Genomic DNA, 22,439 nt, shown 5'->3' with positions numbered 1-22,439 from the left:
CGAATCGCAACGGCGCGGGCCGGCCGCGCGAGCCCTCCTAGGCCCCCTGGACCTCGGCGAAGCACACCGTCTCGCGGCTGAACACGTAGTAGCCCTCGTTCTCCCGGCAGGCGGTCTCCGGGTCCTGCCCGGAAGCGATCCGCGTGACCTGGTCCTGCGCCGAACCGCAGGTGACCTTCAGCGGGAGGATCTCGACGTCCTCCTGGAACGAGGTCAGGCAGTCCCCGGCCCGCACGTCGAGCACCACGCAGTAGGTGGTGTCGCGGTAGACGTTGGCGTAGTCGTCCCCGCAGGCCCCGAGGTCCTGGCCGCGCTGCACGCTGACCACCCGGTAGTCCGAGTCCGACGCCCCGCACTCGGCGGAGGACATCGGGCCGCCGCGCTCGTGCTGCAGCGACATGCAGTCGCCCGCCTCGATCTCGTCGGGCGCGAGCGCCAGCGCCAGCGCGATCACCGCCGCCACCAGCACCAGCCCGCTCGCGACGAGGACGCCGATGACCGGTCCGCGCCGGTTCCGGCGCGGCGGCCCCGGCGGCGGGCCGCCGGCCACCTGCTGCCAGAACTGCTGCTGCGGGTGCGCACCGCCCGGGTGGTTCGCGCCCTGCGGCCAGCCCCACTGCGGCGGCTGCTGCGGGTAGTAACCCCCTTGCGGACGGGGGCCCGGCTGCGGGCCGTGAGGCCCCTGCTGCGGCGGGTAGTTCACGGGCCCTCCGAGGTCAACGACGCTTCCCGGAGGAATCTACCTATCCGCCCGACCCCGCCCCGGCACCCCCGAAGAACCATGGAATTCGGTCGCCGGCGTGTCGGTGGGTCAGGGGGTGGCTCGGCGCAGCGCGAACATGAGCGGGTCGGGCAGGCCGCGCAGGTCCATGGCGCAGAGCAGGGTGCTCTCGTCGACCTTCCGGAAGGGATCGCAGATCGGCAGGGCGTCGTAGACCATCGCCGCCGAGGAGACGCCTCGGTACTCGACCACCCGCAGCCTCGCCCGCGGCTCGCGCGTGGACATCAGCGGCAGGAGCGCCCGGAAGACCTTCGCCACCGCCGGGCCGTCCAGCCGGTCGGCGACCTTGAGCAGGGACCCGACCGGCACGAACCTCGGGTTCACGCTCACCACGCGGCCTGCGCGGCCGGTGAACAGCAGCGGGTGCGCGTCCTCGGCCCCGCCGAACCGCTTGCCGTACCAGCCGAAGCGCTCCAGCAGGCCGTCCAGCGGGTTGCCGGTGCGGATCCCGGTGCCGCGCCAGGTGCCCGCCAGCTCCTCGATCCGCACCGGCGGCAGCGAGTCGAACAGCTCCAGCACCGCATCCAGGCGAGCCCCCGCTTCTAGCGCCGCCAGCTCCTCGTTCGCCGTCATCACCCCTCCGCGGTCGTCACCACGACGCTGGCACGCCGGCACGCCCCGCACAATCCACCCGGCGCCCCCGCACTTCTCCCCTCAGAAGTCCGGGAGGACGCCCGTGGACTCTTGATGAAAGAAGTGCGCGGGGTGGCGCGGCACCGGACCCGAGGTGGGCGGTGCGCGACGAGTGGAATACTGGGACGGGCCCGGACGGTTTCCTCCCGTAGTGCTGATCACCTGCGGAAACGTCACCCGACCCCGAGGGAGCGCACACCTGTGACCGACGGACCCCTGATCGTCCAATCCGACAAGACGCTGCTGCTCGAGATCGACCACGAGCTCGCCGAGGACGCCCGCACCGCGATCGCACCGTTCGCCGAGCTGGAACGCGCCCCCGAGCACGTGCACACCTACCGGATCACCCCGCTGGCGCTGTGGAACGCGCGCGCCGCCGGGCACGACGCCGAGCAGGTCGTCGACGGGCTGGTGAAGTTCTCCCGCTACCCGGTCCCGCAGCCGCTGCTGGTCGACATCGTCGAGACCATGGGGCGCTTCGGCCGCCTGCAGCTGACCAACGACCCGGCGCACGGCCTGGTGCTGGTCTCGCTGGACCGCGCGGTGCTCGAGGAGGTGCTCCGCAACAAGAAGGTCAAGCCGATGCTCGGCGAGCGGGTCGACGAGGACACCGTGATCGTGCACCCCAGCGAGCGCGGCAGGCTCAAGCAGCTGCTGCTCAAGATCGGCTGGCCCGCCGAGGACCTGGCCGGCTACGTCGACGGCGAGGCGCACCCGATCAAGCTGGAGCAGGACGGCTGGCAGCTGCGTGACTACCAGCGGCAGGCCGTGCAGAGCTTCTGGGCGGGCGGATCCGGCGTGGTCGTGCTGCCCTGCGGCGCGGGCAAGACGCTGGTAGGCGCCGCGGCGATGGCCGAGGCCGAGGCCACCACCCTGATCCTGGTCACCAACACCGTCGCGGGCAGGCAGTGGAAGCGCGAGCTGATCGAGCGCACCTCGCTGACCGAGGAGGAGATCGGCGAGTACTCCGGGGAGAAGAAGGAGATCCGCCCGGTCACCATCGCCACGTACCAGGTGATCACCCGCCGCTCCAAGGGCGAGTACAAGCACCTGGAGCTGTTCGACTCGCGCGACTGGGGCCTGGTGGTCTACGACGAGGTGCACCTGCTGCCCGCCCCGGTGTTCCGGATGACCGCCGACCTGCAGTCCCGGCGCCGCCTCGGGCTCACCGCCACGCTGGTCCGCGAGGACGGCCGGGAGGGCGACGTGTTCTCGCTGATCGGGCCCAAGCGCTACGACGCGCCGTGGAAGGACATCGAGTCGCAGGGCTGGATCGCACCGGCCGACTGCACCGAGGTGCGGGTGACGCTGACCGACGAGGAGCGGCTGCAGTACGCCACCTCCGAAGCCGAGGAGCGCTACAAGCTGTGCTCGACGGCGCGCACCAAGGCCCCGGTGGTCAAGGCCATCCTGGACCAGCACCCCGGCGAGCCCGCCCTGGTCATCGGCGCCTACCTGGAGCAGCTGCACGAGCTCGGCGATGCCCTCGAGGCGCCGATCGTGGAGGGCTCGACGAAGAACAAGGAGCGCGAGGAGCTCTTCGACCAGTTCCGGCGCGGCGAGATCAACCGCCTGGTGGTGTCGAAGGTCGCCAACTTCTCCATCGACCTGCCCGAGGCCTCGGTGGCGGTGCAGGTCTCCGGCACCTTCGGTTCCCGGCAGGAGGAGGCGCAGCGGCTCGGGCGGCTGCTGCGGCCCAAGGTCGAGCGCAACCAGGCGCACTTCTACTCGGTGGTCTCGCGCGACACGCTGGACACCGACTACGCGGCGCACCGGCAGCGGTTCCTCGCCGAGCAGGGCTACGCCTACCGGATCGTCGACGCCGACGACCTGCTGGGCCCGGCCCTCCCGGACGTGGGGTGACGAAAAATTGACGCGCCCCACGGACAGCTGTCACCCAAAAGTGTCCGTGTTGGACCCGTTTCCGGTTACCGTTGCGTTGAACGCACCCAGTACCCGGGCTGAGCAGCGGTGCCGCCGCACGTGATTAATACAATCGGGTGAGCCGGGACTGGTGCGCCGCAGAACCACCGGAAGCCGTGCTGAGCGAGCACCTGGCCCCTCAGCAGGCGGACCGGCTGTGGGTGTCCCGCAAGATACTGGAGATCGGATGGCAACCGAGCAGCAGCAACGCCTGGCGTTGGGCGGCGCGCACCGCTTCGTGGGGCTCGCGGAGAACCTCGAGCGCCACGCCGGCACGCCCACCGGGGCCGAGCCCCCGAACGTGCGCGGGCCCGACCGCGGCTACGGCCTGGTCTTCTTCTACCTGGAGCGCTATCACCTGACCACGGTGATCAGCAGCGGCCTGCGGTTCCAGCCGCTGGGCGCCGAGCCCGCCCAGGAGCTGGCCTGCACCGTCTACAAGGAGCAGGCCGAGGCCGCGCGGCACCTGGTGGACCTGACCGCCGAGCTGCTGGTGCAGCAGAAGACCTACCTGGTCCCGGACCAGATCGTGCCGAACAAGAAGCCGCTGCTGCCCGGCACCGAGTTCCACGGCGTGCTGGCCAGCGGGCACCCGTTCTTCCCGCCGGAGTTCACCCGCTTCACCGACGAGGACGGGGTCGAGCAGCTGCAGGTCTTCACCCTGCTGCCGGTCACCATCGGCGAGCTCAACTACATCCTGGACCACGGCGTGACCGCGCTGCGCCAGCAGTGGGCCCGCTTCGAGGTCGACGTCTTCGACCTGGGGCGGCCGAGCGTGGCCTGAGCGCCCTCCGGGGCCGCGCGCGGCCGGCGCGGCGCTCCCCCGGAGCGGGGAGCGGTTCGGGCTGAAAGGATCGTGCGCATGGACATCGATCTGGCCGAGCTCGACGCGGTGCGGGTCTACGCGCTGCCGATGCGCAACCGGTTCCGCGGGATCACAGTCCGGCGCGGGGTCCTGCTGTCCGGGCCCTCGGGCTGGGGCGAGTTCTGCCCGTTCGAGGACTACGACGACGCGCAGTCGGTTCCCTGGCTGCGCACCGCGCTGGAGGCCTGCGGCCGCGGCTGGCCGGAGCCGGTGCGCGACCGGATCCCGGTGAACTGCACCGTGCCCGCGGTGCCCGCTGACAAGGCGCACCGGATCGCGGCGGGCTCGGGCTGCACCACGGCGAAGGTCAAGGTCGCCGAGACCGGCCAGTCCCCCGGCGAGGACCTGGAGCGGGTCGCGGCCGTGCGCGACGCCCTGGGAACGAGCGGGGCCATCCGGATCGACGCGAACGCCGCCTGGGACGTCGACACCGCGGTCGCGCGGATCATCGAGCTGGACCGGGCCGCCGGGGGCCTGGAGTACGCCGAGCAGCCCTGCCCGAGCGTCGAGGAGCTCGCCGAGGTGCGCCGCCGGGTGGACGTGCGCATCGCCGCCGACGAGTCGATCCGGCGCGCCGAGGACCCGCTGCGGGTGGCGGTGGCCGGTGCCGCCGACGTGGCGATCATCAAGGCCGCCCCGCTCGGCGGCGTGCGCCGCGCGCTGGAGGTGGCCGAGGCCTGCGGCCTGCCCTGCGTGGTCTCCTCCGCGGTGGAGTCCAGCGTCGGCCTGTCCGCCCAGCTCGCGCTGGCCGGAGCGCTCCCGGAGCTGCCGTTCGCGTGCGGGTTGGGCACGATCGCGCTGCTGGAGGGCGACGTGGTCGCCGAGCCGCTGCTGCCGGTCGACGGCCACCTCCCGGTGCCGTCCAAGCCACCCGAGCCCGACCCGGCCAAGGTCACCGCCGCGACCCCGCCCGCCGACGTCCAGCGCCGCTGGATCGACCGCCTGATCAGGGTGAACGAACTCGTCTAGGCGCTGCACCGCGACCTCGCGGCGCGACGCCCGGCGCGCACGAGCGGTGGAGGCCGCGGAGCCGCGCCGAGCAGAACGATCCGCGAGCAGCTCCCGGCCGGGAGTGCGGCGCCGGGCTCCGGCGGAGCCCGGCGCGCGGTCTCACCTGGTGGCCTTGCGGGCCTTGCGGCGCTTGATCCGGCGCAGGACGACGACGGCGACCAGCAGTCCGGCGGCCACCGGGGCCAAGCGCTTGAGCACCGGGGTGCCCGCGGTGTCCAGCAGGTCGATCGCCTCGCTGCCGCCCGCGGACTGCGCGCTGCTCGAGTCCGCCGGGGTGACCTTCCAGCTGGGCTCCTTCTTCACCGAGCTGGCCGCGGCCGCGCCCGCGGCGGCACCCGCCGCACCCGCGGCGCCGTTGCCAACCGAGCCCTCCGAGCCCGTCGAACCGGTCGAGCCCGATTCGGCAGCGGTCTCCGACCCGCCCCCGGCCGGGGCCTCCTGCTCGCCGGAGAGCTTCTCGGCGAGGTTGGCGGAGAACTGGTTGAGGATCTTGCCGCCGACCTCGGAGATCAGCCCGCGCCCCATCTGGGCGGGCTTGCCGGTGACCTTGAGGTCGGTGTCCACGGTGCCGTTGGTGGTGTCGCCGTCGGCGGTGAGCTGCACGGTCACCGTGGCCGCGGCGGTGCCCGCTCCCCGGGAGTCCTTGCCGCTGGCGTCGATGACGATGCGCCGGGCGCTCTCGTCGGTCTCCTTGAAGGTGCCGTTGCCCTTGTAGAGCAGCGTGACCGGCCCGAGCTTGACCTTCACCGAACCGGCGAACTCGTTGCCCTCGGCCTTGGTGAGCGTGGCGCCGGGCATGCAGGGGGCGACCGCCTCGGGGTCGATCATCGCTTGCCACGCCCTGTCGATCGGCACCGGAACGCTGAACGTGTGCTGCATCTGCACTGGAGGGTCCTCCTGGTTCGACCGAGCTCGGCCCTGTCGAAGAGCCGTAGTCCTTGCTGAAGCTGTAAGCCGTGATCCGACGCTATAACGCGGTCTCCGCCCCAGCTTCCCAGCCCGGGCGGCGCGCCGGTAGCCCGAACGGTGCAATGCGGGCGGCCGAAACGCTTTCAGGGCCGGTGGCGCCGCGGCCACCGGCCCTGAAGAACGCGAACCGATCAACCGCAGGCGGCCAGCACGGCGCGCCGGGTCAGCACCTGCGCGAGGTGCTGGCGGTAGTCGGAATCGGCGCTCGCGTCGGAGGCCGGGCTGGTGCCCTCGGCCGCGTGCGCGGCCGCCGAGCGGATCGCCTCGGCGGTCGCCGGCTGCCCGACCAGGGCCTGCTCGACGCCGCGCGCCCGCACCGGGGTCGGGCCCATGTTGGTCAGACCGATGCGCGCCTCGGCGATGGACCCGCCGTCGACCCGCACCGCCGCCGCGACCCCGACGATCGACCAGGCCTGGGCGACCCGGTTGAACTTCTCGTAGTGCGCCTTCCAGCCGGTCCACTTCGGCATCCGCACCTCGACCAGCAGCTCGCCGGGCTCCAGCGCGGTGGTGAAGTAGTCGACGAAGAACTCCTCGGCCGGGACCGTGCGCCTGCCGGAAGGACCGGCCAGCACCATCTCCGCGTCCAGCGCCAGCGCGGGAGCGGGCAGGTCGCCCGCCGGGTCGGCGTGCGCCAGCGAGCCGCCGAACGTGCCCCGGTGGCGCACCTGCGGGTCGGCCACGGTGCGGGTGGCCAGCGAGATGAGCTCGCAGTGCTGGGCCACCAGCGGGTCCCGCGCCACCTCGTGGTGGGTGGCGGTGGCGCCGATGACCACGCGGTCGCCGTCCTCGCGGATGCCGCGCATCTCCGGGATGCGGCCGACGTCGATCACCGCCTCGGGATCGGCCAGCCGCATCCGCAGCACCGGCAGCAGGCTCTGCCCGCCCGCCAGCACCTTCGCGTCCTCGCCCGCCGAGGCGAGCGCCGCCACGGCCTCCTCCGTCGTGGAGGGTGCGGTGTAGGAGAACTGAGCCGGGATCACCGGGCACCTCCCTGGGGGTCGATCGAGCCGAGTCCGCCGCCGGACTCGGAAGCGGTCGCGCCGGAGGCCCCGGCGCCGGTGATGGCGCGCCACACGCGCTGCGGCGAGCAGGGCATCTCCACGTCGTCGACGCCCATCGGGCGCAGCGCGTCGACGACCGCGTTGACCACCGCGGGGGTGGAGGCGATGGTGCCCGCCTCGCCGACGCCCTTGACGCCCAGCGCGTTCGAGGTCGCCGCGGTCTCGGTGCGACCCGTGGTGAACTCCGGCAGGTCGGCCGCCGAGGGCACCAGGTAGTCGGCCAGGGTGCCGGTCGTCAGCGTGCCGTCCTCGTCGTAGACCGCCTCCTCGAACAGCGCCTGCGCGATGCCCTGGGCGAGGCCGCCGTGCACCTGGCCCTCCACGATCAGCGGGTTGATCACCTGGCCGATGTCGTCCACGCAGACGTACTTGCGGATCTTCACCTCGCCGGTCTCCGTGTCCACCTCGGTGGCGCACAGGTGGGTTCCGTGCGGGAAGGAGAAGTTCTCCGGGTCGAACGTCGCGTCCGCGTCGATGCTCGGCTCCACCCCGTCGGGCAGGTCGTGCGCGGCGAAGGTCGCCAGCGCCACCTCGGCCATGGCCACGCCCCGATCGGTGCCCCGGACGCCGAAGCGGCCCGCCGAGAACTCCAGGTCGTCCTCGGAGCACTCCAGCATGTGCGCGGCGATCTTGCGGGCCTTGTCGATGACCTTGTCGGCCGCGCTGACCACCGCCATGCCGCCCACGGTCAGCGACCGCGAGCCGTAGGTGTCCATGCCCTTGGGCGAGACCTGGGTGTCGCCGTGCAGCACCTCGACGTCGTCGAAGGGCACGCCCAGCCGGTCGGCGACGATCTGGCTCCAAGCCGTCTCGTGCCCCTGCCCGTGCGGCGAGGAACCGGTGACCACCTCGACCTTGCCGGTGGGCAGCATCCGGATCGAGGCGCTCTCCCAGCCGCCGGCGCCGTAGGACAGCGAGCCCAGCACCCGGGAGGGCGCCAACCCGCACATCTCGGTGAACGTGGAGATGCCGATGCCCAGCTGGACGACGTCGCCGTCGCGCCGGCGCCGCTCCTGCTCCTCGCGCAGCGACCGGTAGCCGAACAGCTCCATCGCCTGGTCGGTGGCCGCCTCGTAGTTGCCCGAGTCGTAGGTCAGGCCCGCGACCGTGTTGTACGGGAACTCCTCGTGCGCGATCCAGTTCTTGCGCCGCAGCTCCATCGGGTCCATGCCGAGCTCGTCGGCCAGCTCGTCCATCATCCGCTCGATGGCGAAGGTGGCCTCCGGGCGCCCGGCGCCGCGGTAGGCGTCGGTGGGCGTCTTGTTGGTGAACACGTTGGTGCAGCTGAAGTGGTAGGCCGGGATCTTGTAGATCGAGTTGAACATCAGCGCGCCGAGGATCGGCACGCCCGGCGTGACCAGCCGCAGGTAGGCGCCCATGTCGGCGAGCAGCTCCACCTTCAGGCCGGTGATGGTGCCGTCGCGGTCGGCCGACATGGACAGCTTCTGGATCTGGTCGCGGCCGTGGTGCGCCGAGACCATCGACTCCGAGCGGGTCTCGGTCCACTTCACCGGGCGGCCCAGCCTTCGGGCCATCACGAAGGAGATGACCTCCTCCGGCGTGACCTGCAGCTTGCCGCCGAAGCCGCCGCCGACGTCGGGGGCGATCACCCGGATCTTGCTCTCCGGCACGCCCAGCGACATCGCCAGCATCACCCGCAGGATGTGCGGCACCTGGGTGGCCGACCAGACGGTGATCTGCTCGCCGGTCGGGTCCACCACCACCGAGCGGGGCTCCATGAACGCCGGGATCAGCCGCTGCTGCCGGAAGGTGCGGTCCACCCGCACCTCGGCCGAGGACAGCGCCTGCTCCACGTCGCCGCCGGTGCCCGCCTCGGCGGAGTCGAACTTCCAGGTCGCGTTCTCGTTGGTGCCCAGGTCCTCGTGCACCAGCGGTGAGCCGGACCCCAGCGCCGAGGGCATGTCCAGCACCACCGGCAGGTCCTCGTAGTCGACGTCGATGGCGTCGGCGGCGTCGCGCGCCTCGGCGGCCGAGCGGGCGGCCACCACGGCCACCGCCTCACCGGCGAAGCGGACCTCGTCGACGGCCATCGGGGGCGCGGTGGGCGCCTTCATGTCGTCGGTGATCGGCCAGGCGCAGGGCAGCGAGCCCTGCTCGTCGGCGATGTCCCGGCCGGTGATCACCGCGGCGACCCCCGGCATGTCCCTGGCCGCCGCGGTGTCGATCGCGGTGATCCTGGCGTGCGCCATCGGCGAGCGCAGCATCGCCAGGTGCAGCGTGCCGCTCGGGGCGAGGTTGTCGGTCCAGCGGGTGCGGCCGGTGATCAGCCGCGCGTCCTCCTTGCGCTTGCGGGAGCGCCCGAGTTCCGGTTCGGCCACGGAGGTCATTGGGCACCTCCGGTGACGCGCGAGCCGGTCTGCTCGTCGGCGGGCGTGCGCGGCACCGGCGTGTCCTCGGTGTGCTCCACCGCCGGCCCGGCCCCCGGCTCCATCCGCGAGGCCGCGTCGCGCACCGCGCGCACGATGTTCTGGTAGCCCGTGCAGCGGCAGAGGTTGCCCTCCATGCCCTCGCGGACCGCCTGGTCGTCGGGTTCGGGGTTCTCCGCGAGCAGGTCGAGCGCCTGCATGATCATGCCGGGGGTGCAGTACCCGCACTGCAGCGCGTGGTTGTCGTGGAAGGCCTCCTGCAGGGGGTGCAGCTTGCCGTCCTGGGAGAGCCCTTCGATGGTCGTGATCTCGCACCCGTGGGCCTGCACGGCCAGCACCGAGCACGACTTCACGCTGTGCCCGTCCATGTGGACGGTGCACGCGCCGCAGTTGCTGGTGTCGCAACCCACGACCGTTCCTACCTTGCCGAGCCGCTCGCGCAGGTACTGCACGAGCAGCGTTCTCGGCTCCACCTCGTCCTCGTACTTGGTGCCGTCTACGTTGACGGTGATGCGGGGCATGGAGCGGCCTCCTAGCCGAACGGTGTTCAGCGGACGTTCGGGAACACGACTGATCCGCCTGAGTGACGGACGTCACTCACGTGAGCGTGCTACTCCGCTCGTCGATGAGCAAGCGCGCCCCGCGGGCACGCCCGGGAGGACCGTCTGTTCCGGTGAATCGACCGGTCACGTCGGAGGGACGGCCGTTCGCCCCTCTCATGAGAAGTCCCCGGGGCGCTCCGGCACCCCGGGGACTTCTGGTGAGCAGGAGCTCGCCCGCTCCGTCACGAGTGGTGGTGGATCGGCCCGTCGAGCTCGGTCAGGCGCACCCCGCGGCCGCCCCAGCGCAGGGCGATCAGCTCGGCGGCGATGGACACCGCGGTCTCCTCCGGCGTCCGCGCGCCGAGGTCCAGCCCGATCGGCGAGGACAGCCGCTCCAGCTGCCGCTCGCTCACGCCCTGCTCGCGCAGCCGGGACAACCGGTCCTCGTGGGTGCGCCGCGACCCCATCGCCCCCACGTAGCCGACGTCCAGCGACAGCGCCTGCTCGAGCACCGGCACGTCGAACTTCGGGTCGTGGGTGAGCACCATGACCGCGGTGCGCTCGTCGATGCGCCCCGCCTCGGCCTCGGCGGCCAGGTAGCGGTGCGGCCAGTCCACGACCACCTCGTCCACGCCGGGGAAGCGGCTGTTGGTGGCGAACACCGGCCGGGCGTCGCAGACCGTCACCCGGTAGCCCAGGAACCCGCCCATCCGGGCCATCGCCGCGGCGAAGTCGATCGCGCCGAAGACCAGCATCCGCGGCGGCGGCTCGAAGGAGTTCACGAACACCCGCATGCCCTCGCCGCGGCGCTGCCCCTCCGGGCCGTACTCGATGACGCCGCTGCGGCCGCTGGCCAGCATGCCGCGCGCGTCGTCGATCACCGCGTCGTCCACCCGCTCGGTGCCCAGGCCACCGCGCACCCGGTCCCGCCAGATCAGCAGGTGCGTGCCGACCTTGGACCCCTCCGGGTGCTCGATGACGGTGGCCACCGCGACCGGTTCCTCGGCGCGCACCGAGGCGGCCACCTCGTCGAGCTCGGGGAAGGTCTCGCGGTCGATCTTCTCCACGAAGATGTCCAGGATCCCGCCGCAGGTCAGGCCCACGGCGAAGGCGTCGTCATCGCTGACGCCGTAGCGGCGCAGCACCGGCTCGCCGCCGTCGAGCACACCGGTGCCCTCCTCGTAGACGGCGCCCTCCACGCAGCCGCCGGACACGCTGCCCACGGCCTCGCCGCCCTGGGTGACCAGCATCGACGCCCCGGCCGGGCGCGGCGCGGAGCGGAAGGTGGCCACCACTGTGCCCAGGCCGACGGACTCGCCCGCCTCCCAGCGCTTGGTCAACTCGTCCAACACGTCGCGCACCGCGCCCACCTCCACGTGCCGATCGGCACCGTTGCCTCGATCAAGCGAATCCGACGGGGAGCCGCTCCCCGGATCGGGAAAGCCTGCGCACCCACGACCAGATGTCCTCGAGCGACCGCAGGCTGTGCCCGGCCACCAACTGGTCAACGTGCGGCAGGGCCGCAACAATTCCGGACTGCACCGGCTGGTACCCATCGTGCCCCGCGTGCGGGTTCGCCCACACCACCCCTCGGGCCAATCGGCGCAACCTGCGCATCTGGTCGGCCAGCTCGCCGGTGTCGCCGCGCTCCCAGCCGTCGGAGAACAGCACGACCACCGAGCCGCGGGCGAGCCCGCGCTGGCCCCAGCGGTCCAGGAACACCCGCAGCGTCTCGCCGAGCCGCGTGCCGCCGGAGAAGTCCGGGACCGCGCGGTTGGCGGCCAGCAGGGCCGCCTCCGGGTCGCGCTGGCGCAGCTGGCGGCTCACCCGGGTCATCCGGGTGCCCAGGGTGAACACCTCGGTGCTGGCCGGGGCGTGCCGCACCACCACGTGCGCGAAGCGCAGCAGCGCGTCGGCGTACGGGCTCATCGAGCCGGAGACGTCGATGAGCAGCACCACCCGGCGGGCTCGCCGGGCCCGCCGCTGCTTGGGCAGCCGGACCGGCTCGCCGCCCGAGCGCAGCATGGCGCGCAGCGTGGCCCGGGGGCTGAGCGCACCGCGCCTGCCGGGTTCCCTGCGCAGCGCCGGACGGGTCGGCGGCACCGGCCGCAGCACGTCGAGCAGCCTGCGCAGGTGGTCGCGCTCGGCGGTGGTCAGCTCGGAGAGGTCCCGGTTGCGCAGCACCTCGGCATCGCTGGCCGCCGCCGCCAGCGGGTCCTCCCCCTCGCCCTCGCCCTCGCCGGCGTCGCTGCCGGTCAGCGCCGCGATGCGGGCCGGGCGCGCGACCGGCTGCCCGGGCTGCTCCACCGGCACCGGCTCGGCGCTGAACCAGGCCGCGAAGGCCGCGTCGTAGCGCGCGATGTCGTCCGGCTCGGAGCACAACGTGACCCGGCCCGCCCAGTACAGCGACTCCCGGTCCTCCACGCCGACCTGCTCGACGGCGTCCAGGAAGTTCTGCACCCGGTTCGGGCCGCAGGCCATGCCGGAGTGCCGCAACGCCCTGGCGAAGCCGACCAGTCCGGTGACCGCGGAGGTCATGGCGCCACGACGCCCGCGGCCTGCACGCGCTCGGCGTCCTCCCGGTACTTCAGCACGGCGCCCAGCGTGGTCGCGGCGGACTCGGCGTCCAGCGCGTCGGCGCCGATGGCCTGCAGGGCCTGCGCCCAGTCCAGCGCCTCGGCCACCCCGGGCGGCTTGAGCAGCTCCATCTGGCGCATCCGCTGCAGCGCGGCGGCGACCTGCTCGGCGAGCCTCGCCTCCAGCCCGGGCAGGCGGCGGCGCAGGATCGCCACCTCGCGCTCCAGGCCGGGGTGCTCCAGCCAGTGGTAGAGGCAGCGGCGCTTGAGCGCGTCGTGCACCTCGCGGGTGCGGTTGGAGGTCAGGATCACCACCGGCGGTTCGGCCGCGCGCACCTCGCCGTACTCCGGGATGCTCACCGCGTACTCCGAGAGCACCTCCAGCAGGAAGGCCTCGAACTCGTCGTCGGCGCGGTCGATCTCGTCGACCAGCAGCACGCACGGCGCCTCCTGCAGGGCGCGCAGCAACGGTCGGGCCAGCAGGAATCGCGGGGTGTACAGGGAGGATTCGGCGGCTTCGGCGTCGATCTCGCCGCCGGAAGCGGCTTCGAGGGTGCGCAGGTGCAGCAGCTGGCGCGGGAAGTCCCAGTCGTAGAGCGCCTGGGCGGCGTCGATGCCCTCGTGGCACTGCAACCGGATGAGGTTCACGTCCAGCGCGGCGGCCAGCGCCTGGGCCAGGGCCGTCTTGCCGGTGCCGGGCTCGCCCTCGCACAGCAGCGGGCGACGCATCTGCATCGCCAGGAACGCCGCCGTGGCGATCCCCTCGTCGGGCAGATATCCCGTTTCGTCCAGCTTCGTGGACACCTCGGACGGGGATTTCATCCGGAACGCGTCAGCCTCCGCCATGCTTCGAGCCTATGCGACCGAACCGCGCGAGGCGATGGCTCACCGCGTCCTCCCCGGCGCGGCCGGCGCGCCCCGATCGTCCACATGCGACCGAGCGGGCGCCGGACCGGGCCTCGTCCCGGGCCGTAGGATTCCCGGGCATGAGCAGGTTCGCCGGGTTCCCCGCGCACGTCGAGCAGCACATCGGCCGAGTCCGCGGCGCCGAGAGCAGCGTGACCGAGTCCGGGCGGGACCGCGGCTACTCCCTGGTGCTCTGCGACCACTCGGACGGCGCGCACGTGACCGTGCTGACCAGCGGGCTGCGCGACCGCACCGCCGGGGCTCCGCTGCCGCAGGAGCTGCTGTGCACCCTGCGCGCGGACCAGGAGATCTACGCCAAGCACCTGGTGGGCGTGATCGCCGAGCTGCTGACCGAGTCGAAGAGCCGGGTCGGCTACGGCGCGCTGATCATGAACGACCGGGTGCTGCTGCCGGACAGCGAGGTCGCCGGCGCGCTCGCGGCCCCGCACCCCTACCTCGGCGACGACTTCGACGTGCTGCTCGACGGCGAGGAGCCGGCGCTGCAGCTGATCACGCTCATCCCGATCTCCCGCAGCGAGGCGCAGCTGGTCTCCCGCTACGGCCGCGACGCCCTCTACGACCAGTGGGAGAAGCTCGAAGCCGACCTCACCGACCTCACCCGCCCCACGGCGTCCTGACGCCACCACCGCGACCACGACGCCCCCGACCGGGCGGACCTCCGAGAACCCTCGAATTCCACCCCTCGAACTCGAGGCGATTCGGCGGGCGGAGTTCGAGGGCTCTTTCGGCGGGGTCAGGTGAGGGTGCTGGGGGCTCGTCGGACGAAGGTGTCCAGGACGCCGTCGGCCAGCATGATCGGGCCCTCGGGGCGGACCTGCGTCGGGTCGGCCTGCAGGGCGCCGGCCCGGTCGGCGGCTTCCTCGGCGCGCTGGAAGGCGTCGCGCGCGGCGCCCTCCTCACCGTCGGTCCTTGCCCGGAGCCCGTCCACTGTGGCCAGCAGGGCGTCGCCCCAGCGGTCGGTGGCGGTCAACCACGGCTCGGAGTCGGCCACGAAGTCCGCGGCCGCGCCCCGCCGGATCTGCTCGGGGGCGTCGGCGATCGCCCGCGCGTACCGGCGCAGGTCCTCCAGGGCCTGGTCCCGGGTGCCGTTCTGCCAGCCCGCGCGGAAGCTCTCCAACCGGCGGGCCAGCTCGGGAGCCGGGTCCTGCCAAGGACTTCCGCTGGCCAGCGGGGCCATGTGGTTGAGGTCGAAGAAGACCAGGAGCGCGTCCGCGGTCTTCGGGTCGGCCGTCAGCCCGGGCTCGCCACCGGCGAACCGGTCGCCCGCGAGGTACTCGGCAGCCGCCCGCGAGGCGCGCTTCGGGTCGAACTTCTCGTCGTTCCAGGCGAAGTCGGCCGCTCCGATCTCGACGACCTTGCTCGCCGCCGCCTGGTTCATCGGGTTGACGACCGCACCGGTGAGCTGCTCGGACAGTCCGTTCTGCCGCTTGGCGTACGGTCCGAGCAGCAACCGCCCGGCCGAGCCGTCGAAGTCGTTGACCGGGTAGTTGTCCCACAGGAACAGCTTGCGTCCCCAGACCTGCTCGGCCTTGCGCGCGTCCTCGACGGTGATCCGCGGCGGGATCACGCCGTCACCGGTCCACATCACCAGCACCCGCGGATCCAGCACCTCGCGGATCGCGGTCTTGTACCCGGAGTCCTCGACGTCGGAGTACTCGGTGGGCACGAACTGCAGCGGGGTCGAGCCCGGGTGGGTGTCGACGAACTCGTGCTGCACCCGGTTGAGCAGGTCGGCCTGCGCCCGGCCCGCGGCCTCCTCCGACGGCGCGCCGTAGGCCTGCTGGTCGCCGGAGCAGTTCCAGCTGGTGTAGGAGATGTCGTCCAGCGGCAGCGAGAAGTCCCGCACGCCGGAGTCGTACATCACCTGGAGCTTGGCGAGCAGCGCCTGGAAGTGCGCGGGATCGCTGTAGCAGATCGAGTTGCCCGGGGAGAGCGCGTAGGTGAACCGAACGTGGTGGCGCTGCGCCTGCCCGATCAGCTCCTGCACCTCGGCCAGCTTCTCCGGCGGGTACGGCTGGTCCCACTGCTCCCGGTGGTACGGGTCGTCCTTGGGCGCGTAGATGTAGGTGTTGAGCTTCATGTCGCCGTAGAAGGCGAGCTGGTCCATCCGCTCCTGGTGCGTCCACGGTGGGCCGTAGAAACCCTCGATGGCGCCGCGGTTGGGCATCGCGGGCTCGTCGAGCACCCCGACCCCGGCGATCCGGCCCGGCGAGGCGATCTGGCGCAGCGTCTGCACGCCGTAGTAGACCCCGGCCGGGTCGCCCGCGCCGATGATCAGCGCCGGGTCCTCGCCACCGCTGGCGGCCAGCACGTAGCTCTCCGGGTCCATGTTCGCGGGCGCGCCGTAGTGCATCGCCTGCAGGCCCTTGACGATCATCGGGGAGTTGCGGCCGCCGATGCGGATCCGCAGGTCGGCCTCCGGGCTGCGCTGCCCGGGCTGGCGGACCAGCACCTCCGAGGCGCCTGCCATCCGCAGCACCTGGGTGGCCAGGTCGATGGTCGGCTGGTCGGCGATCGGGTCCACGATGACCTCGACGGTGCCGTGCACCGCGATGTCGTCGCCGAGCCGCGTCATCTCGGTCGGCTGCGGGGTCACCTGGGGCACGCCCTCGCCGGGCAGCGAGACCGGCGCGTCCTCGGCCGGCTGCTGCCCCGGCTCGGGTGGTGGCGCGTTGGTGCACCCGGCCGCCAGCACCCCCACCGCCGCGAGGACCACCGCGACGGACCTGGTCTTGAGACGACGCATCAACCCACCTCACCTGGAGCTGCGGAACCAAACCAGGAGAACACACCGGCGAACCGGCCCGTCGCGGGGACCCGGAACGCGCAGAAGGGCCGCCCCCGCGGACGGGGACGGCCCTTCGAGCGTGCGGAACCTCAGGCTCCGAGCACGGCGGTCATCACATCATGCCGCCCATGCCACCCATCGGGTCACCGCCGGCGGCAGCGGCGGCGCCGCCGTTCTCCTCCGGCTTGTCGGCGACCACGGCCTCGGTGGTCAGGAACAGCGCGGCGATGGAGGCCGCGTTCTGCAGCGCGGAGCGGGTGACCTTGGCCGGGTCGATGACGCCGGCCTCGATCAGGTCCTCGTACTCGCCGGTCGCGGCGTTCAGGCCGGTGCCCGGGGTGAGGTTCTTGACCTTCTCCGCGACGACGCCGCCCTCGAGGCCGGCGTTGACCGCGATCTGCTTCAGCGGGGCCTCGACGGCCAGCTTGACGCTGTTCGCACCGGTCGCCTCGTCGCCCTCCAGCTTGAGGCCGTCGAAGGCGGTCTGGGCGGCCTGCAGCAGGGCGACGCCACCGCCGGCGACGACACCCTCCTCGACGGCGGCCTTGGCGTTGCGGACCGCGTCCTCGATGCGGTGCTTGCGCTCCTTGAGCTCGACCTCGGTCGCCGCACCGGCCTTGATGACGGCCACGCCGCCGGCCAGCTTGGCCAGCCGCTCCTGCAGCTTCTCGCGGTCGTAGTCGGAGTCCGAGCGCTCGATCTCGGCGCGGATCTCGTTGACCCGGCCGGCGATCTGCTCGTCGTCGCCAGCGCCCTCGACGATGGTGGTCTCGTCCTTGGTGACGACGACCTTGCGGGCCTGGCCCAGCAGCGGCAGGTCGGCGTTCTCCAGCTTGAGGCCGACCTCCTCGCTGATGACCTGACCGCCGGTCAGGATGGCCATGTCCTGCAGCATCGCCTTGCGGCGGTCACCGAAGCCCGGGGCCTTGACGGCGACGGACTTGAAGGTGCCGCGGATCTTGTTGACCACCAGCGTGGACAGGGCCTCGCCCTCGACGTCCTCGGAGATGATCAGCAGCGGCTTGTTGGCCTGCATGACCTTCTCCAGCAGCGGGAGCAGGTCCTTGATGTTCGAGATCTTCGAGCTCAGCAGCAGGATGTACGGGTCGTCGAGCGACGCCTCCATCCGCTCCGTGTCGGTCACGAAGTAGGGCGAGATGTAGCCCTTGTCGAAGCGCATGCCCTCGGTGAGCTCGAGCTCGAGCCCGAAGGTGTTGCTCTCCTCGACGGTGATGACGCCTTCCTTGCCGACCTTGTCCATCGACTCGGCGATGAGCTCGCCGATCTGGCGGTCGCCGGCCGAGATCGCGGCGGTGGCGGCGATCTGGTCCTTGGTCTCGATCTCCTTGGCGTTCTTGAGCAGCTGCTCGGAGATCGCCTCGGTGGCCTTCTCGATGCCCCGCTTCAGGGCGATCGGGGAAGCGCCGGCCGCGACGTTGCGCAGGCCCTCGCGCACCAGCGCCTGGGCCAGCACGGTGGCGGTGGTGGTGCCGTCGCCCGCGACGTCGTCGGTCTTCTTGGCGACCTCCTTGACCAGCTCGGCCCCGATCTTCTCCCACGGGTCCTCGAGCTCGATCTCCTTGGCGATCGAGACGCCGTCGTTGGTGATGGTCGGCGCGCCCCACTTCTTCTCGAGCACGACGTTGCGGCCCTTCGGGCCGAGCGTCACCTTGACGGCGTCGGCGAGGTTGTTCATGCCGCGCTCAAGACCGCGGCGGGCGTCCTCGTCGAACGCGATCATCTTGGCCATTGCGGTGTGGTCCTCCACCTATCAGGACGCCGCGGTGTGGATTCACACGCCACGGCAGGACTCGTGCTCGGCCAGGCTCGGTGCCCGCGACGGACGACCGCTCGGCGACCACCGCCATTCGGGGTCGCCGGGGGCGGCCTCACCGTCCCGACCTGGCACTCGAACTTGCTGAGTGCCAGTACCGTGTTTAGCACTCACGCAGGGCGAGTGCAAGCAAGGCCCCGCCCGAGGGGCGTCGGAGGTCACTCGCCCGTGCCCGGCACGGCCGACCTGTCGCGAAACGCCCCTCACACGGACGTGGCCATCACCGCGAAGACGATCACGATGACCGCGAAGGCCAACCCGGCCAGCAGCGGGACGATCCACTTCGCCGAACCGCCGGAGGAGGGCTTGGCCAACGAGGCCGAGCTGGCCGGCATCGGCGGGCGCAGCCGCTGCGGCCCCTGCTGCACCGGCGGAGCGCCCTGCTGCGGCGGGCCCGGCCGGGGCGGGGCGGGCTGCGGCCCGGGGACGACCGGCTGCGGACCGGAAGGCGGGCCGTGCGGGCGCATGGCCCGCGAGGGCGCGGGCACCTCTCCCGGCGCGGGCCCGCACGCGGCGCGCGCGGCGGTGATCATCTCCTGGCAGCTCGCGAAGCGCTGCTCGGGACGCTTGGCCATCGCGCGGCGCAGCACGTCGTCGACCGGCGGCGGCAGCGCCACCAGCGCGCCGGGCGCCGGCGGCGCGGCGGCGAGGTGGCCCTGGATGATCTCGGGGACCTGCCCCTGGAAGGGCGGGCGCCCGGTCAGGCAGGCGAACAGCATGCAGGCCAGCGCGTACTGGTCGGTGCGGCCGTCGACCGGCTCGCCGCGCAGGTGCTCCGGGGCCGCGTAGGTGGGCGAGCCGAGGAAGTCGCCGCCGGCGGTGCGGTGCCCGGTCGCGCCGCGCCGGGTGAGCCCGAAGTCGGCGAGGTAGACGTGCTCGTGCGCGGACTCGCGCGTGGTCACCAGCACGTTGGCCGGCTTGAGGTCGAGGTGCACCAGCCCCTGCTCGTGCAGGGTGTCCAGCGCCTCGGCGATCTGCCCGAGCAGCTCCAGGGCGCGCTTGGGCGAGATCGGGCCGTCGGAGACGAGGCTGGCCAGGTCGGACCCGTCGACCAGCCGCATCGCGATGTAGAGCATGCCGTCGACTTCGCCGAAGTCGTAGAGCGGCACGATGTTGGCGTGGTCGATGGCCGAGGTGTTGCGGGCCTCGTCGACGAAGCGCTCGCGGAACTCCGCGTCCCCGGTGATGTGCTCGCCCATCACCTTCAGCGCGACCTTGCGGCCCAGCCGGATGTCGGTGGCGCGGTACATCACGCTCATCCCGCCGCGGCCCAGCACTCCTTCGATCTTGTAGTGGCCGAGCCGCTGCCCGGTGAGATCTTCCGACACATCGGGCACCCTAACGCCCGCCTCGCGCACGCGGGGGCGGGTTGGCGCACTCGAACGAACGCCGGCCCGGCTCCCAGGGGAACCGGGCCGACACCTCGCGGTTGTGCTTTCGGTCGTGCTGGCCTGGGCGCTGTTGGTCGCTGCTCGATCCCGCAGCCACGCCGGACGAGACCGGAGGCAGTCCGGACGCTCAGACCTTCGTGACACCGTCTGCTTGCGTGCGGCCGTCGCGGCCGGCCTTGACTTCGAATTCCACGCGATCCCCCTCGGAAAGCGTGCGGAACCCGGACATGTTGATCGCGGAGTAATGGACGAACACGTCGGACCCACCATCAGTGGCGATGAATCCGTAGCCCTTCTCCGAGTTGAACCACTTGACCGTGCCGACCGCCACGGCGTCCTCCTAAAGAAATGTGATGCACGGCGCGAGCGCCGCTGGAGCAACGGCCAGACTACCCCCGAAATTCGGTGTCGTCTCGGGGTCCGCAATACAACTTTTCCGTTAAGCGCTGGGCCGAACGGGTGGCCCTCTCAGCCACGGAACGTTATCCGCCGCAACCAATTCCCCCGCTTGCACCAATCCTTTTCCACTCCCGGCGAAACCATTGCCGAAAGCCTTTGTTCGGCCGATCGAACGAGTCCGGCCTTCCGCCTCGCGGAACGGTGCTATCCGCGCTGCGGGCCGAGCCCATTGGACTTCAGCCAGGAGACCAATGCCCGCGGATTGCGCGTTTGGGTCAGCACCTGGCCCGGTCCGGCGAAATCGAAAACCAGGCCCTCCCCGCTCTTGAGCGATTGAGCCGCGCCCTGGTGCAGCTGGCGCAGCCGGCTCTGCGCGGTGTCGGCGTAGGCGACCACGTGCCCGGTGTCGATCGTGACGTACTCACCGGGCTGCAAGGTCACCACGTCCAGCGCGCCGTAGCAGGCCACCAGCGCCGACCCCTGTCCGCTGAGGTGGGTGAGGAACCCGCCCTCGCCGCCGAAGAGGTTCTGGAACCCGCCCCACCGGGTCTCCAGCTGCACGGTGGCCGCCGCGGCGAGCCAGCAGCCCTTGGTCACGCACCACCCGGTCCGCCCGTCGAGCTCCAGAACGTTGAGGTCGCCGGGCAGCTGCGGCGCGACGTCGACCCACCCGCCCTGCTGCGGCGCGGTGTAGGTGGACACGTAGAACGACTCGCCGCCCATCGCCGCGCGGGCCAGCGACTTGAGGAAGCCGCCCTGAGCCTTGGCCTCCGCGGTCACCCCGTAGCTGGTCGCCAGCATCGAACCGGACTCGACCAGCACCGGCTCGCCGGGCGCGAGCACCAGCCTGCCGACGCCGTAGGACGGCGTGTGCCGAGTGCGAACCTGCACCGCGATCCCCCGCTCCGCCGGCACCCTGCCGGCTCCGGGGAATTCTAGGTTCGCGCGGACCCCGTCGGCGGGGGCCGCGCATTCTCGCATCCGGACAGCCGAGATCGACTCACCGCCGCCGACGACAAGGAGGGGTCCGATGACCGATGATGCGTACGTGTCGTCTCTCAACTCCCCCTCAGAGCTGACGCCCGTCGAGGAGCACCGGGCCAAGGTCGCCGCCCTGCTGCGCCGCACCCCGGTGGAGACCAGGCCGCTGGCCGACTGCCTCGGGCTCGCGCTGGCCGAGGACCTCGTCGCGCCGATCCCGTTGCCCTCCTTCGACAACTCCGCGATGGACGGCTACGCCGTGCGGTCGGCGGACCTGGCCGCCGCCAGCGCCGAGGAGCCGGTGAAGCTGCCGGTCGTCGAGGACGTCCCGGCCGGCCGGGTGGACGTGCCGCCGCTGCGGCCGGGCACCGCGCACCGGATCATGACCGGTGCGCAGCTGACGCCGGGCGCCGACGCGGTGCTGCCGGTGGAGCGCACCGACGGCGGCACCGACGAGGTCGCGCTGTTCGCGAGCGTCCAGCCCGGCCAGCACGTGCGGCGCGCCGGGGAGGACCTGACCGCCGGCACCACCGTGCTCACCGCGGGCACCCGGCTCGGCGCCGCGCAGCTGGGCGTGGCCGCGGCCGTCGGCGCGGCCGAGCTGCCGGTGCACCGGCCGGTGCGGGTGCTGGTGCTGTCCACCGGCTCCGAGCTGGTCGAACCGGGCGAACCGCTGGAGCGCGGGCAGATCTACGAGTCCAACGGGCTCATGCTGGACGCGGCCGTCCGCGAGGCCGGCGGCGATCCGACGCTGCTGCGCTTCGTGCCCGACGACGTGGACGCCTTCCACGCGGCGCTGGCCGAGCACATCGGTTCGGCCGACCTGCTGCTGACCTCGGGCGGCGTGAGCGCCGGGGCCTACGAGGTGGTCAAGGACGCGCTGCGGGGCAACGGCGTGGAGTTCAGCAAGGTGGCGATGCAGCCGGGCATGCCGCAGGGCTGCGGCCGCTACCGGGACGCGTTCGCGGTGGTCACGCTGCCCGGGAACCCGGTGAGCTCGATGGTGTCCTTCGAGGTCTTCGTGCGACCCGCGATGCTGGCGGCCGCCGGGCACCGGGAGACCGGCCGCAAGGTGCGGCAGGCCGCGCTGGCGGAGTCGCTGAGCGCTCCCGCGGGCAAGCGCCAGTTCCGCCGCGGCGTGTTCGACCCGGCCACCGGCGAGGTGAGCCTGCAGGGCGCGCCCGGGTCGCACCTGCTGGGCAGCCTGGCCAGGGCGAACTGCCTGCTGTCCATCCCGGAGGACGTCACCGAGCTCGCGGCCAAGTCCACTGTGGACGTGATGTTGCTGGACTAGCTCCGTTCGATATCGCTTGACACACCCCCGTTGACGATGCGACGAGCGGTCGCGAAGACTGCGAGTCCCGTCCC

General features: G+C 72.2%; 19 protein-coding genes. 5 read left to right on the top strand and 14 right to left on the bottom strand.

The annotated features are described in order from the left end of the window. Positions 1-37 precede the first annotated feature (37 nt). Complete coding sequence (locus ACFQRI_RS07355; protein WP_380665872.1) at positions 38-703, bottom strand: hypothetical protein; 666 nt, start codon at positions 701-703, stop codon at positions 38-40. Between the two features lie 108 nt (positions 704-811). Further along, entirely contained in the window at positions 812-1,354 is a 543-nt protein-coding gene (locus ACFQRI_RS07350; RefSeq protein ID WP_380665870.1) for a DUF4334 domain-containing protein, read from the bottom strand. 261 nt (positions 1,355-1,615) lie between these two features. Between ACFQRI_RS07350 and ACFQRI_RS07345 the strand changes: the two genes are divergently transcribed. The 3 genes from ACFQRI_RS07345 to ACFQRI_RS07335 all read left to right on the top strand — a co-directional run bounded on the left by ACFQRI_RS07345 (position 1,616) and on the right by ACFQRI_RS07335 (position 5,171). Further along, positions 1,616-3,277, top strand: coding sequence for a DNA repair helicase XPB (locus ACFQRI_RS07345; RefSeq protein WP_380665868.1), 1,662 nt, complete (start codon positions 1,616-1,618; stop codon positions 3,275-3,277). Positions 3,278-3,524: 247 nt separating this feature from the next. After that, positions 3,525-4,121 (top strand): suppressor of fused domain protein, encoded by a 597-nt coding sequence (locus ACFQRI_RS07340; protein WP_380665866.1) that lies wholly within the window; start codon positions 3,525-3,527, stop codon positions 4,119-4,121. 78 nt (positions 4,122-4,199) lie between these two features. Continuing rightward, a complete protein-coding gene (locus ACFQRI_RS07335) occupies positions 4,200-5,171 on the top strand; it encodes an o-succinylbenzoate synthase (protein WP_380665864.1) in 972 nt (323 codons plus the stop codon). 141 nt (positions 5,172-5,312) lie between these two features. On the opposite strand, the gene ACFQRI_RS07330 is transcribed toward ACFQRI_RS07335, so the two are convergent. From ACFQRI_RS07330 to ACFQRI_RS07300, 7 genes are all read right to left on the bottom strand, one after another. Then, positions 5,313-6,098 carry an SRPBCC family protein gene (locus tag ACFQRI_RS07330; RefSeq protein ID WP_380665862.1) on the bottom strand — a complete coding sequence of 262 codons (786 nt, stop codon included), beginning with the start codon at positions 6,096-6,098 and terminating at the stop codon, positions 5,313-5,315. 215 nt (positions 6,099-6,313) lie between these two features. Then, positions 6,314-7,165 (bottom strand): FAD binding domain-containing protein, encoded by an 852-nt coding sequence (locus tag ACFQRI_RS07325; protein WP_380665860.1) that lies wholly within the window; start codon positions 7,163-7,165, stop codon positions 6,314-6,316. Beyond that, complete coding sequence (locus ACFQRI_RS07320) at positions 7,162-9,594, bottom strand: xanthine dehydrogenase family protein molybdopterin-binding subunit (protein ID WP_380665858.1); 2,433 nt, start codon at positions 9,592-9,594, stop codon at positions 7,162-7,164. Before ACFQRI_RS07320 ends, ACFQRI_RS07325 begins: the two co-directional genes overlap by 4 nt. After that, complete coding sequence (locus ACFQRI_RS07315; RefSeq protein ID WP_380665856.1) at positions 9,591-10,154, bottom strand: (2Fe-2S)-binding protein; 564 nt, start codon at positions 10,152-10,154, stop codon at positions 9,591-9,593. The genes ACFQRI_RS07320 and ACFQRI_RS07315 overlap by 4 nt, the downstream gene beginning before the upstream one ends. 263 nt (positions 10,155-10,417) lie before the next feature. Next, a complete protein-coding gene (locus ACFQRI_RS07310) occupies positions 10,418-11,536 on the bottom strand; it encodes an XdhC family protein (protein ID WP_380665854.1) in 1,119 nt (372 codons plus the stop codon). Between the two features lie 40 nt (positions 11,537-11,576). Next, on the bottom strand, positions 11,577-12,713 hold the full coding sequence (locus ACFQRI_RS07305) for a vWA domain-containing protein (RefSeq protein ID WP_380665852.1): 1,137 nt from the start codon (positions 12,711-12,713) through the stop codon (positions 11,577-11,579). Then, positions 12,710-13,597, bottom strand: a complete 888-nt coding sequence (locus ACFQRI_RS07300) for an AAA family ATPase (RefSeq protein ID WP_380665850.1) — start codon at positions 13,595-13,597, stop codon at positions 12,710-12,712. Before ACFQRI_RS07300 ends, ACFQRI_RS07305 begins: the two co-directional genes overlap by 4 nt. 140 nt (positions 13,598-13,737) lie before the next feature. On the opposite strand from ACFQRI_RS07300, the gene ACFQRI_RS07295 reads away from it, so the two are divergent. Further along, positions 13,738-14,295, top strand: a complete 558-nt coding sequence (locus ACFQRI_RS07295) for a suppressor of fused domain protein (RefSeq protein ID WP_380665848.1) — start codon at positions 13,738-13,740, stop codon at positions 14,293-14,295. A gap of 116 nt (positions 14,296-14,411) precedes the next feature. Here the strand turns inward: ACFQRI_RS07295 and ACFQRI_RS07290 are convergent, their stop codons facing one another. From ACFQRI_RS07290 to ACFQRI_RS07270, 5 genes are all read right to left on the bottom strand, one after another. Then, positions 14,412-16,424: a beta-N-acetylhexosaminidase family protein gene (locus ACFQRI_RS07290; protein WP_380665846.1), complete on the bottom strand. Its 2,013-nt coding sequence runs from the start codon at positions 16,422-16,424 to the stop codon at positions 14,412-14,414. 154 nt (positions 16,425-16,578) lie between these two features. After that, on the bottom strand, positions 16,579-18,216 hold the full coding sequence (gene groL, locus ACFQRI_RS07285) for a chaperonin GroEL (protein ID WP_380665844.1): 1,638 nt from the start codon (positions 18,214-18,216) through the stop codon (positions 16,579-16,581). A 287-nt stretch (positions 18,217-18,503) separates the two neighbouring features. After that, entirely contained in the window at positions 18,504-19,628 is a 1,125-nt protein-coding gene (locus ACFQRI_RS07280; RefSeq protein WP_380665842.1) for a serine/threonine-protein kinase, read from the bottom strand. 190 nt (positions 19,629-19,818) lie between these two features. Beyond that, on the bottom strand, positions 19,819-20,022 hold the full coding sequence (locus ACFQRI_RS07275; protein WP_380665840.1) for a cold-shock protein: 204 nt from the start codon (positions 20,020-20,022) through the stop codon (positions 19,819-19,821). A gap of 272 nt (positions 20,023-20,294) precedes the next feature. Beyond that, positions 20,295-20,981, bottom strand: a complete 687-nt coding sequence (locus ACFQRI_RS07270) for a TIGR00266 family protein (protein WP_380665837.1) — start codon at positions 20,979-20,981, stop codon at positions 20,295-20,297. 139 nt (positions 20,982-21,120) lie between these two features. Here ACFQRI_RS07270 and moeA point away from each other — a divergent pair, with 139 nt between their 5' ends. After that, positions 21,121-22,365, top strand: coding sequence for a molybdopterin molybdotransferase MoeA (gene moeA, locus ACFQRI_RS07265; protein ID WP_380665835.1), 1,245 nt, complete (start codon positions 21,121-21,123; stop codon positions 22,363-22,365). Positions 22,366-22,439: the final 74 nt, after the last annotated feature.

The organism is Saccharopolyspora griseoalba (assembly GCF_042665275.1).
Taxonomy (GTDB): domain Bacteria; phylum Actinomycetota; class Actinomycetes; order Mycobacteriales; family Pseudonocardiaceae; genus Saccharopolyspora; species Saccharopolyspora griseoalba.
The sequence above is the reverse complement of the archived record's forward strand: the minus strand, read 5'-3'. Positions and strand labels throughout refer to the sequence as shown.